11 protein-coding genes are annotated in these 11,620 nt (G+C 44.6%); 3 read left to right on the top strand and 8 right to left on the bottom strand.

Going from position 1 to position 11,620, the window contains the following annotated elements; translation table 11 throughout:
* Window positions 1–11: 11 nt before the first annotated feature.
* The 5 genes from MKY92_RS14110 to MKY92_RS14090 form a co-directional block, all read right to left on the bottom strand.
* On the bottom strand, window positions 12–2,831 hold the full coding sequence (locus MKY92_RS14110; protein WP_339301345.1) for a glycoside hydrolase family 2 TIM barrel-domain containing protein: 2,820 nt from the start codon (window positions 2,829–2,831) through the stop codon (window positions 12–14).
* A gap of 188 nt (window positions 2,832–3,019) precedes the next feature.
* Entirely contained in the window at window positions 3,020–3,814 is a 795-nt protein-coding gene (locus MKY92_RS14105; RefSeq protein ID WP_339301344.1) for an SDR family NAD(P)-dependent oxidoreductase, read from the bottom strand.
* Window positions 3,815–3,913: 99 nt separating this feature from the next.
* Window positions 3,914–4,912: a helix-turn-helix domain-containing protein gene (locus MKY92_RS14100; RefSeq protein ID WP_339301342.1), complete on the bottom strand. Its 999-nt coding sequence runs from the start codon at window positions 4,910–4,912 to the stop codon at window positions 3,914–3,916.
* A gap of 191 nt (window positions 4,913–5,103) precedes the next feature.
* Window positions 5,104–5,676: an alpha/beta fold hydrolase gene (locus MKY92_RS14095; protein WP_339301787.1), complete on the bottom strand. Its 573-nt coding sequence runs from the start codon at window positions 5,674–5,676 to the stop codon at window positions 5,104–5,106.
* Window positions 5,677–5,862: 186 nt separating this feature from the next.
* A complete protein-coding gene (locus MKY92_RS14090; protein ID WP_339301341.1) occupies window positions 5,863–6,171 on the bottom strand; it encodes a hypothetical protein in 309 nt (102 codons plus the stop codon).
* Window positions 6,172–6,334: 163 nt separating this feature from the next.
* Between MKY92_RS14090 and MKY92_RS14085 the strand changes: the two genes are divergently transcribed.
* Both MKY92_RS14085 and MKY92_RS14080 read left to right on the top strand, forming a co-directional pair.
* On the top strand, window positions 6,335–7,573 hold the full coding sequence (locus MKY92_RS14085) for an ATP-binding protein (RefSeq protein ID WP_339301340.1): 1,239 nt from the start codon (window positions 6,335–6,337) through the stop codon (window positions 7,571–7,573).
* A gap of 46 nt (window positions 7,574–7,619) precedes the next feature.
* Window positions 7,620–8,045 (top strand): hypothetical protein, encoded by a 426-nt coding sequence (locus MKY92_RS14080; protein WP_339301338.1) that lies wholly within the window; start codon window positions 7,620–7,622, stop codon window positions 8,043–8,045.
* A gap of 98 nt (window positions 8,046–8,143) precedes the next feature.
* Here MKY92_RS14080 and MKY92_RS14075 read toward each other — a convergent pair whose 3' ends face one another.
* Window positions 8,144–8,566 (bottom strand): hypothetical protein, encoded by a 423-nt coding sequence (locus tag MKY92_RS14075; RefSeq protein WP_339301337.1) that lies wholly within the window; start codon window positions 8,564–8,566, stop codon window positions 8,144–8,146.
* Between the two features lie 266 nt (window positions 8,567–8,832).
* Here MKY92_RS14075 and MKY92_RS14070 point away from each other — a divergent pair, with 266 nt between their 5' ends.
* Window positions 8,833–10,107 carry a stalk domain-containing protein gene (locus MKY92_RS14070; protein WP_339301336.1) on the top strand — a complete coding sequence of 425 codons (1,275 nt, stop codon included), beginning with the start codon at window positions 8,833–8,835 and terminating at the stop codon, window positions 10,105–10,107.
* A gap of 83 nt (window positions 10,108–10,190) precedes the next feature.
* Here MKY92_RS14070 and MKY92_RS14065 read toward each other — a convergent pair whose 3' ends face one another.
* Window positions 10,191–10,409: a hypothetical protein gene (locus MKY92_RS14065; RefSeq protein WP_339301335.1), complete on the bottom strand. Its 219-nt coding sequence runs from the start codon at window positions 10,407–10,409 to the stop codon at window positions 10,191–10,193.
* A gap of 44 nt (window positions 10,410–10,453) precedes the next feature.
* Entirely contained in the window at window positions 10,454–11,605 is a 1,152-nt protein-coding gene (locus MKY92_RS14060; RefSeq protein ID WP_339301333.1) for a Ger(x)C family spore germination protein, read from the bottom strand.
* Window positions 11,606–11,620 lie beyond the last annotated feature (15 nt).

Here is an 11,620-nt window from a genome sequence, read left to right as displayed (position 1 = left end):
CTCCCTATATCTTAGTTAAACAACTTACGAAGTTCCTCTACTTCCAGACGTGCAACTGGCTGGTAAGCGGAACTTTGTACATAACGCTGGAAGCTGTATAACAACTGTCTGCCCTCCAATGTAGTCATCAGACGCTCCAGATTCAGCGCTCCCATCAGCACTCTCCCCTTCCGGACCCGACACTCCATCAACAGGCCGAGCTTGTGGTTTCGCTCAAAATTATCAATGGTCTGCACGATCGGATTCAAGTCTTTATCCAACTCATCCAAGATGATCGATGACGACTCTGACACGATGCTCCACCACGGATAAGTTGAATGCTCCTCTGTGACAAAATGTTCGAAGGCCGGATGATCCTGTTGAATTAACAAGCCCATTGTGCCCACAGGAACTTCTCTTTTCATATTCTCCGAGATGGATCGGAACATAGGGTAAGACCAGAAATCGGTGCTATAGAAACCTTGGATCGCGTGTTGAATCTGATCAGGATTCGGGAATAGTAAAATATCCTCGCCCTGCTCAAGCAACGCCAACGCCTGTTCCGAGAGTTCGGTAAATAGATTCAAACCGCTCAGGTCCACTTCCTCCTGACTCGGGTAGATCCACAGGTCGTAAGACTTACGGATATCCGTACCCGGAATGGACAGTCTAAGCTCCACTTTGGTCATATTGGAGACTTCAGGAATGCGAATGCTGAGATCCGCGACATTCACATAATGTTCTCCATGGGTCGCTGGCAGGTCTGCTTTCCCTTCCAATAGGAAGCTTCCTTCGATCTGCTCGCTTTGAATTTCCCACTTCAATTGAAGTCCATCCAATGCTTGTCTCCGAAAGTAACTTAGTTCAATGCGTGCTTCGAACAATTCACCCGCTTGATAATTATATTTGGGGAATCTCGCGAGCAGCACAGCGTCGGAACAAAACGTTCTCCACTCCTCAGGTGTAATCATGCCTTTGGAATCCATGAATGCGTCCAGTACACCCACCAGCGCTGTTCCCTGACCACTGAAATCCTGGAGATCCAGCAGCTGGAACCCGGCTAGTTGCTGCGAACGAAAAGCAGCTTCCAGTTCTTCCTTGTAACATGCGACCGCGAGTTTACCAGAGGCTCTGAAGTATGCTTCCGCCAGATGTCCCAGTCCTTTGGCATTCAGACGCTCTCGAAACACTTCGAAATTCTTGGCTTTGAGAGAACCCGTATACTTGTTGATCTCCTCGAAATTAGGAAACGTGGCGTACTGTCCAATTTCATGCGAGATGATGGGTACGTGTGAGACAAGTTGGTCACTTCCAGCTTCGGCCTGCACTGTTTTGGAACCTGTCCCATACTGAATCTGAATCTCTTTGTCCCCAGTCTGACCAGAAGGGTCAGCATCGCTGCCTTGCTCAGGTACAATGTTTGAATCGTAATCTTTCAATGTATTTGGCAGGTCGGTCTGCACGTGACCAAGCGGAGCATCACACATCGCATATGAACCTCTGAACAAGCGTTCTTTGGAGAAACGAACCCCGCAGAAGAATTCACTTTCCTCCAGAATGTCCGGCACAAACTGAAAGTTATTCGAACCTTCGGTGTATAGACGACGATGATCATATGCTTTGTATGCCTTCAGGATCGAATTCAATCTGTCCTTGCTTCCCCATAGTTCATTCCCCATGGACATCATGACAAACGAAGGATGATTACCAAAAGCACGCAGCATCGCAAATCCTTCGCTAATCAAGTAATCCTGCTCGGCTTGATTATGCCCATCCGAAGATTCATCCGTAATGGTTCCCCAGAACGGAAGCTCAGGTTCCATGTAGATGCCGAGCAGATCCGCTGCAATAAAAGCAGCCTCCGGAGGACAACAGGTATGGAAACGGTAGTGATTGATACCGTAGGACTTGGAGATAGCAAGAATACGAACCCATTCATCCACATCTGTTGGCGCGTATCCCGTGAGCGGAAAGATCAGCCCGTCATGTTTGCCTCGAAGAAACGTTTTGCGACCATTAATGGTGAATTTGTCTCCAGCAGCCCGGAATTCCCGTAATCCCGTCCATACTTCGGTGGAATCCAGCACTTCGCCGTCCTGATCTTGCAGATGAATATGAAGTTGGTACAGATTAGGTTCATCATCACTCCATAACATCGCATCTTCGCCAATCTTGTACGTCAGCTGGATTTCCTGCGAATCCGGGGCGAAAATCTGTTCCTCGGTCGTATACACCGGATCTGCACTGACTGCAACAGCCGAAACCACGATTCGTACTTCTTGCAGGTCACCAATAAGTGCTGCCTTGATCTCGAAAGATCGAGTCGCAAGATCGGGATAGACCTGAACATTACCCAGGAAAACACGCTCGAAAAATTGAAGTTCCAATTTCCCGGTGATGCCGTTCCAATTCGTCTGCGTGTCTTCGGATGTAAGGTGACCACCTTTGGTTGGATAATTGGTATTGTCCACTCGAATGGTAATTGTATGAGTCCCAGCGGTTAGCCCTGACTCAATCTCGTAACGGTGAGGTGTGTTCAGACTGTTTTGCGTTCCCCATTCCACCCCATCAATCCAGACTGTGGTAACTCTTGTTCGTTCCAGATGCAAGAAGCAACGTTTGCCAGCCAAGTGTTCGGGAATTTCAATCTCTCGTGAAAACCAGGCATAACCCTCAAATAAGTACTCATCTGTCAGCGCACCGATTAACACATTCTCGTTTTTCTTGCCCTTGGCCGCATGAGATGTAGTATTGGGCAATGTAATAACGTCTGAGAAATTCAGACCACGTTCCACCTTGTGTTCATCGAGTTGGAGTTTCCATATACCTTCCAAATCTATTGCAGCTATCATGATAGTGTCCCCTTTTAGATTCATATAATCGATAAAAGTAATCGCTTCCAATGAACAGAAATCGTTTTCGATAAATCATACCTGTATTATAAACTCGATTGACGCCCCTCGCATAGATCATTTACAAATAAAAAAGTCGCCAATACTGGCGACACTTTATGGATACATATCCTGTATCCTGAACAATTTTAAAATATGGTGGGAACCATGCCCCCGTCCATCCGGATGGGAGAGCCTCTGAAGGCTGAAGCATATGGGCTACATACAAATGCAGCGAGTCTGCCTATTTCACTTGGCTTGATGAATCGCTGTAATTCGGACTGTGGCAGATTACTCTTCATAAAGTCTTTCTCTTTTTCCTCGAAAGTCAACGTCTCATCAGGATATATGCCCTCAATGATTTTTTGTACGTTTTCGGACAGTGTTGGACCTGGCAGGATCGTATTGATCGTAACCTCGCTCCCTGCTGTCAGTTTGGACAAACTTTTGGATAATGACAGCAGCATTGACTTGGTCATGCAATACTGAGGCATCTGGCCTGAAGGCATAAGGGCTTCTTCACTTGCGATGAAAATAATACGCCCGCCATTGTTCTTCACCATTTTAGGTAAATAAAATTGAGACAAGCCATTGGCAGCCAACACATTAGTACGGAAATATTTCTCCCACACTTCATCATTTATGTCTTCATAACTCATGATTTCATATATCCCCATGTTATTGATTAATATATCAACTTCAGGAAATTTCTCGAATAAAGCTTGGCGTTGCGCCAGATCCACAAGATCAGCGGTAGCCTTTTGCGGAGAGGTCTCCGGAAAAGTGGACTTGATTTCACGAACGGTTCGTTCCACCTCTTCATCATTACGTCCATTGATCAGAACATTTACCCCTTCTCGGGCGAGTTCTATAGCAATCGCTTTACCGATCCCTTTTGTTGATCCTGTAACTAAGGCTGTTTTCTCTTTTAGTCCCATATCCATCCTGCATTTCTCCTTCTTGATTACAACTATCCGGCAGCACCGGATAGATATAATATTACGCAGTCTGAAGAGTCTAGTAACTAGCACTTTACGCCAGAGTTATTGCCTTACACGCCAATTGGAAGGTGTATCCCCTTCCCAGGTCTTGAACGCACGATAGAACGAATTCTGATCTTCATATCCAACCAGAAATGCCACTTCTTTGATATCGAGCGAAGGATCTGCAAGGTACGCTAGGGCCTGCTCACGTCTGGCCTCCGTTAATAATTGCTTGAAGTTTGTGTTCTCCTCCGTCAGTCGCCGCTGCAAAGTACGATCACTCATGCGAAGCTCTTTGGCAACTGTCTGGATGTCAGGGCGCTTTCCTGTGAGGCTGCGTTTCATAATCCATTTGACCACTTCAGTAACGGAACGATTGCTCTCTTGTTCGTCCAGCGACCGATCCAGAGCCGGGGTCAGAATCTCCAGTAACTCCTCGTTATACGATAGAAATGGAAGACTCAGATCTTTCCGTTCTAGCGTCAGCCGATTATAGTTCGAATTTGTATCAACTCGGCAGCCGAAGTAAGCCTCAAGGGTGGCTACCTCACCCATCGGTTGGGAGAACTCAACCCGTTTTGCAGTCAAAGGCTGTCCTGTGCCCCTCCGTCCAAGTTCGATCAGAAATGCCAGCGTAATACCCACCAGTAATGGTGGGCCTTGTTGTTCCTTATGTAACCATTCGAGTTCAATGAACCATTCCTCCCCTGCTTCGGTAATCTGTAAACTCTCGGGAGGACACATTTGCTTGTAACGCACCATGCGATTCAACGCATCACGATAATCACGAGCATGGTACATCGCCAAAACAGGCGGAGGATACTTCGATATTTCATATCCGGTTGCAAGTTTGATGATGCCCTCGGCGGTGTTCCTATTTAGATCAGAGTAGGCCTGCCAGATTGCGAAGTATTGAGATTGGGTCACTACAGGTTGATTTATTGTCTCAAGAGATAGTTGTGCTGTACGAGCGATGTCATCAGCACCAATCCCTAATTGATGTAATCCAGCCCAAAAGCCTGGATGAACTTTAATTCGATCATTCGGTTGAGGTTGCATGTATACAGACTCCTTTAACTTGTTCCTTTTTTATTCTGATTTCTAATTATAGAATGGATGTGCCTATTTTTGAAACTTACCTCAGCGAGCCATTTCCGTGTAATACGAAAACACGACTGCGCATAAATGGCCAGTCGTGTTCAAGTTCATCATTTTGTAACTATGAAAGAATGCACATTTTGTATGTTCAGCTACTCATTCAATGCAGTTTTGATCAGGGCATTCACCCGTGAATTAAACAGCAGACCAATATGGGATACGAGGGAAACCGAAACGTTGTTCGCCCCGTTCAACCGGGAAAGTGCCGGGGACACAATCGTGTCACTGGTGGAATAGATCGAAGTCACCTTTATTCCACTCGGAGCTGTCGTTGTGGTCAATCGATTAGCCCCGCCAAGGGTAATCAACTTGTCCACTTTGGAAGCGCCTCCACGGTTAAGTATGTAATAGAGACTATTAGCTCCACCCATGCTATGAGCTATAATATTGACTTTTGTATGACCCGTTTGGCGTAGAACATCATCTACGAATCGACTAATTGCTGCGGAGTTCAACAGCTGGTTTCCTTGTTTGCTAGGAAGGTCAATCGCGAATAATTCGTCTCTTGTCCACCCTTGGCTACGCAAATAACTCTCAATTGCTGTAAAATTGCTATCTGAACCGGTCAATCCATGCACCAATACAATGGGTGTACGTGCCGTAGCTGCAAAAGCCTTTGAACTCGATCCTATTCCAGTTACCGATAAGGCAAGGATCATGCTCATGAATACAACAAGTATTAATTTGGTCTTTTTCACTTCATTCACTCTCCTGTAAAATGTTTTATATTCCATATATTACAATCTAACATATGGAATATAAATGAACCTTTAGTCTCATTTTTACAGGAATGTCTAAAGTAGACTACACCTAACATCATTGCATTTTATTAAACTCTAGTTCTCTACTTCTTATCCTTCAACGATATCTGCACGTAGATCCGTTGCAATCTCAATCATTTTGGGTACAATAGCTTCGTTCGAAATAGCTACATACAGATCTCCCATGTACAAACGAAAAGCTATCTGTGCACCCTCAAGGTCCCACTTAAAAAAGTCCCCCTCGATGGTCATAGTGCTCTCAGCTCCTACAATGTTAAGAACCGGTGAATAGGTAAAATCGGGTTGGGATTCGAAGTAGAGTTTGCACTCTTCCAGCGAGATGGATTGTTCGGCATTACTATCTTGCATGGATCGGGTAATTCGAAAACGTTGATTCATTGATTTGCCTCCAAAACTTTATTAATATATACATGTTGCACAGCATTATATTTTCTCATTTCCGTCTTCCACTGTCAAAACCATACATGCTCTATTCTTACAATTCATATATACTGAATACAGTGCACAACGAATTTCTACAATCAGGAGGAGTCAAATCAGTATGTTAAAAACAGAATTCATTGATGTACTATCCATTGTCTCACATAAATTATATGATTCGGCTGCTAATGTCATGGACACGGCAAGCAGGTTAATTCCTGCAAACACGTTCTGTATTGCCCAGTTGGATCATCTATCCACCAAAGTTCTGAACGTATATAATCGTGACAAACTAATTCTGGGTGAGGGGCTGGTCGTTGATAACGCCGAGTCATACTGTGCACTTGTGACTGAACATTCCGAAGGCCCGTTAGTAATCAATAATAATCTGACTCATCCATTAACCAGACATATGGACGCAACCGAATTCGTAGGTGGATGTTCATTTGTCGGTGTGCCCATACATAATGAGAACGGAGAAATTTACGGCTCCCTTTGCTCATTTGATCAGGATTTCTATTCCTATCAACAAAAGGACGTGGATTTACTCCTCTCCTTGTCTTCATTTTTCACGAGTCTTCTTGAGATGGAAACAACTCTGCAACAGTTAAAACAGGCGGAAGAAACCGCTGCAAAAGTACTTGAAGAAAAGAAAAATTTGCTGGCCGTTCTCAGCCACGAAATCAGGACGCCAATGAATGGTGTTCTTGCCATGGCCAATCTGTTGCAATCGACCAGGCTGAATGAGGATCAATCGTTATATGTTAATGTCATTGAGTCAAGCGGCACCAGCCTTCTGTCGATGATGGATCAAATTCTGGACTATTCCAAAGCAGAAGCTGGTGCGATCTCTCTGGAGATCAAGCCCTATAGTATTACTGAAACAGTTGATCATGTATTACAATTATTCTCTTCTGAAGCACAGAAAAAAGGAATTCGTTTGTATGCAGAGTACAATATTAATGATCATCTGATGCTTATGCTTATGGGCGATCAGCACAAAGTTCGTCAGATTTTAATCAATCTCGTTGGGAATGCACTTAAATTTACGGAGAAAGGTGAAGTATGCATCTCTACTGAGGTATCTGCTGATACAAAAGGTTCTCTCCATGCATCCTACGAAATAAAGGATACGGGCATCGGCATCCCACAGGATCGTCAGGATTTATTGTTCAAATCCTATTCCCAGATTCATGGTAATTCAGGAAAGTATGGCGGTGCAGGGTTGGGCCTGTCCATCTGTAAACAACTCGCCGAATTAATGGGTGGCATTGTATGGCTTAAAGAGTCCAGTCCTATGGGCAGTCGGTTTGTCTTTAATATTTCCAGTGCTTCACCCAACGTCCATACGAATATCTGAATGATGAATATATTATTCTATCTGAAACAGATAGGAGGTATATACGTTGACTCAATTTCTGGATGCAAGATCATCGCAAAATGCTGCGTTGTTTAATTCCATTTCCATACCGATTCCAGTGATTAATACGCCTCAACTATTTGCACAGATTGGTCTGCAAACGGTTGGAGCTGGAGCCAATCCACGAGTTTCATTAAAAGGAACCATTACGGTGCGACTACCGCTTGCACTCTTTCAAGTCAGAATTACCATTGTTAGAGGCACCGTTGCTACTGATCCGATCGTTTACTCTGCTAACTTCACGTATGGTTTAAGTGGTCTCCTTAACCCCGAAGTTATCATGTTCTCTGCCAACGACTATAATCCACCGATCTCTGCTCAAATAACGTACACTGCATTTATCAGTACCAACCTGCTCGGAACGGTGCGGGTCGGCCCTGAGAGTTTCGACGGATTTATCGTTTCGGATTAGAATGAATACGTCCACCCCCATACCTCTAATCGGTTTCCCGTAGGTTAGAGGTATGGGGTTGTTTTTACGATTAACACAACTATTTTTAGAGAGAGCTATTAATCAGAGACCACAAATCCATCAAAATTCTCGGGGCCAACACGAATTGTTCCCAGCAAGTTGGAGCTTACAAAAGCAGTGTAAGTTAATTGTGGTAAAATCGGTGGATTGAAATCATTTCCAGAGAATGTAATTACTTGTGGTGCCAATACACTTAAACCAAATGTGGACGTTGCGGAGTAAATAACCGGGTCCGTTGACAAGGTACCTCTTACAACGGTAATCGTTATGTCCACAAGAGCTAAAGGTAATTGTACAGAAACCGTCCCTTTAAATTGAACTCTGGGATTGGCTCCCGCTCCGGCAGTTTGCAGACCGATTTGGCCAAAGAGCTGTGGGGTGTTCAGGAATAATATTGGAATAGCTATTGAGTTGGCCAAACTGGCATTTTGTGATGTTCTTGCATCTAGAAATGTGCTCATCAATCTACCTCCTAATGTTGGGATAGGATAGTATATTCGTAGCGTACTATTGTGTTTGGACTTCTTACCACAAGCTCAACAGAGTTTAATTTAATTTCACTATGGTCGGAAGAATCTATTAAACAGCTATATAGTATATATGACTATATTCCAGACTCTTATATTGGAACGATATGAAAATTTTGTTATGATACATATGCTAGATTACTAGATATGGTTATAAAAAATGATTCTATTATTACGTACAAAGTTGGAGGAGACATACGATGCTTATTAAACGTGTAGGAAAAATCGCCACGGTTACTGTAATTGCTCTCTCTATCCTTGGTAGTACTCCCAATATCGGTGGAGCCTATGCTGCCCCGGCCATTTCAGTACACTTGGATGATGTTCCCCTGAAGTTTGATGCAGCTCCACGAGTTGATAAAGGTGTCACTTACGTTCCGTTTCGGACGGTCGGGGAAGCCCTTGGTATTGATATTACCTGGAACAGCAAATCACAGACTGTAAAAGCAACAAACACTGTGAAAGGACAAACTACCGAGGTACTATTACAAGTTGGTAGCACCACAGCGACCGTAAATGGAAAAAAAGTTACACTCGCAGCAGCACCCGTTCAGCGGGAGGGCCGCGTACTTATCCCACTAAGTTCGTTCAGTAACCAATTCGGTGTACAAGTAAGCTGGAATCAGGCAACCAAGACGGTCTCCCTTGTCTCGCCACAACGCGAGATGCACTTGAGAGCCTTCTATGCGTTGCAATCCTTTCAAGAAAAGGACCTTATTACTTCCATGAATTCCGTAGCCTTTGGCTGGAGCCGCATTGATCGTGAAGGTCAGTTCACGCTCCAAGGGGATGAATACCGTCTCCCTGCTGCTGCGGGTGATATTACACCGCAGTCCATCGTTGCTGACGCAGCAGATCAGAAGATCCAACCACAGCTCATGGTGTATGCATTGGACGGAAACGGCGAACTGACCAAAGTTCTGAGCGACAGCAGCCTGCGGCAGAAATCGATTGAAGGTATAACTGCTGCTGTAGCAGAGCATGGTTTTGGCGGAGTTGTTCTGGATTTTGAAGGACTGGGCTTCAAACTGGATGCGGTAGAACAACAGAAGCTGCTCAATGCTTACGTGAAACAATTAAAGAGTTCCTTACCTCAGGACACAGCTTTATCTCTGGCGGTACCGCCGCTAAATAGTGCATATAAAGGTTATGATTACAAAACACTTGCCTCTATTGCAGATGATCTTATCATTATGGCCTATCAGTATAATCCGGTTGGCACCAAATCTCAGGTACCTGAGCCAAATAGTCTTGTAGATCAGGCGATCCAATTAGCCATACAGGCCGGTGTCCCAAAGAACAAACTTCTGCTTGGTATCAGTCTGAGCAGTGAAACGCCGTCCTCTGTTGATGATAAGCTCGGTCTCGCCAAACGTTATAACCTCAAAGGAGCCGCGTTCTGGCGTCTGGGTCTGTTCCGTTCCTACAATACGAAAATGGAAGATGCCGTGAATGCTTCTGTGATCAAAGAATAAACATTCTGACTGGATACAACTTAAATAAAAAGAAGGACCGCGCCTCTGGTACGCAGAGACTTGGTCCTTCTTTCTCCATCATCTTACTTCATAAATTTATCCACACTTCCAAATATAAGCTTCACAAACTGGGTAGGACCAGGCAAACGGGGCTGAAAGAGAAGAATGATCCCAATTACTGCCGCCACTGCAGTAATTCCCGCGCTCACTATTCTGGCTCGCTTCTCTTTGCTACTCTTCCACTCTCCATACACTATCGCAGTCGCCAGCATCAAAATCCCAAGGATTGAGCCTAGTTTCATGCAATCACCTCTATTCTCAGGCTTGTAACCGGAGCCAATTGTGTTCAACTTTCGTCCTCATCAGGTATCCCCTGTGGTCCTGTTGATTTTCCGGTACGTTCTACGTGTGCATCTACTTTGACTTCCACGTCCAATTCAGGATAGATGCTTTCCCAGTTCTTCTCCTGCGACTTCCATTGATGCGGATAATATCTGCGGAATTCAACTGCGAATTTGAAGAAATCGGAGCGCAGCTCCTTCTGCGACATCTCTAGAGCATCATGAGCCAAAGATGTGAGCTTAGCCGACCATTCCTGTTCCAGTTTAGTTAATACTGCGGGATCCGTCAGATTGGCATCCGTCGTATTTAACACCACTTCTCCCCTGGTTTGGATGTCGACCTTCATACTCCACTGTTGGTTTACAATTCGCGGTTTCAAGGAGGTTTTATTTTCAATGAGTCTTATCGAGAAAGAACCCTTTAACGGCTTAATCTCAACAGGCATAATAATGTTGTTCAGTTCTTTTGCAAGTAGTAATACACCTACGCTTAGTGGTTCTTTGATCGTCTTGACATAACGATCCTTCTTATACATACTCAGACCTTTCACATATGGCGTAGTTGTCAGTTTATCCTGATCGGGCTCCGGGGGTAAGATTAACATGCGAGACAAAATGGCGGAACTGCTCGGACCTTCAATAGATTTAGCCAGTTCAAGGGCAGTAACACGTGTACCTAACTTCAGATTGGCCATCTCACGCAGCGACTCAGCAGAACTTCGCTCCAGTGGATCAAGCAATGCAAGGATATCTTTCGAAGCCTTTTCGCTGGAAAAAACATATGCATGCTCCCTGAACTGAGGGTAACGCAGGAAAAAATCGATATACTCGCGGATACCGCGTTTGCCGGCTTGCTCACTAATGATGATAACTTCGCAGTGGCCCCAGAACATATTCCGGGGAACTTTACGTTGTAACCGATTCAATGCCTCGGCAATTGTACTTCCTTCCGCTGTTCGAATCATTGTAACCCCGCTTGGACTGCCTCCACTCCCACTGCTATCTCCTGCACTCGCCTTCCGCGGAATGAAAATCTGTGAAGTCAATTGTACTTTACCATCTTCATAATCTATCCCTGTAGCCAGCACGATAGCCAAATCGTTAATCTCGATACGATCCCAGCATCCACTTAAAAGCACACAACACAATATTGGCATTAGTAGTACTCTATA

Origin of the sequence: Paenibacillus sp. FSL R5-0623 (genome assembly GCF_037974265.1) — a bacterium.
GTDB lineage: Bacteria > Bacillota > Bacilli > Paenibacillales > Paenibacillaceae > Paenibacillus.
The sequence above is the reverse complement of the archived record's forward strand: the minus strand, read 5'-3'. Positions and strand labels throughout refer to the sequence as shown.

Bases quoted from the DNA above. Each gene is read 5' to 3' on its own strand.
- MKY92_RS14110 (WP_339301345.1), bottom strand. From the start codon at position 2,831: ATGATAGCTGCAATAGATTTGGAAGGTATATGGAAACTCCAACTCGAT.
- MKY92_RS14105 (WP_339301344.1), bottom strand. From the start codon at position 3,814: ATGGATATGGGACTAAAAGAGAAAACAGCCTTAGTTACAGGATCAACA.
- MKY92_RS14100 (WP_339301342.1), bottom strand. From the start codon at position 4,912: ATGCAACCTCAACCGAATGATCGAATTAAAGTTCATCCAGGCTTTTGG.
- MKY92_RS14095 (WP_339301787.1), bottom strand. From the start codon at position 5,676: ATGAGCATGATCCTTGCCTTATCGGTAACTGGAATAGGATCGAGTTCA.
- MKY92_RS14090 (WP_339301341.1), bottom strand. From the start codon at position 6,171: ATGAATCAACGTTTTCGAATTACCCGATCCATGCAAGATAGTAATGCC.
- MKY92_RS14085 (WP_339301340.1), top strand. From the start codon at position 6,335: ATGTTAAAAACAGAATTCATTGATGTACTATCCATTGTCTCACATAAA.
- MKY92_RS14075 (WP_339301337.1), bottom strand. From the start codon at position 8,566: ATGAGCACATTTCTAGATGCAAGAACATCACAAAATGCCAGTTTGGCC.
- MKY92_RS14070 (WP_339301336.1), top strand. From the start codon at position 8,833: ATGCTTATTAAACGTGTAGGAAAAATCGCCACGGTTACTGTAATTGCT.
- MKY92_RS14065 (WP_339301335.1), bottom strand. From the start codon at position 10,409: ATGAAACTAGGCTCAATCCTTGGGATTTTGATGCTGGCGACTGCGATA.
- MKY92_RS14060 (WP_339301333.1), bottom strand. From the start codon at position 11,605: ATGCCAATATTGTGTTGTGTGCTTTTAAGTGGATGCTGGGATCGTATC.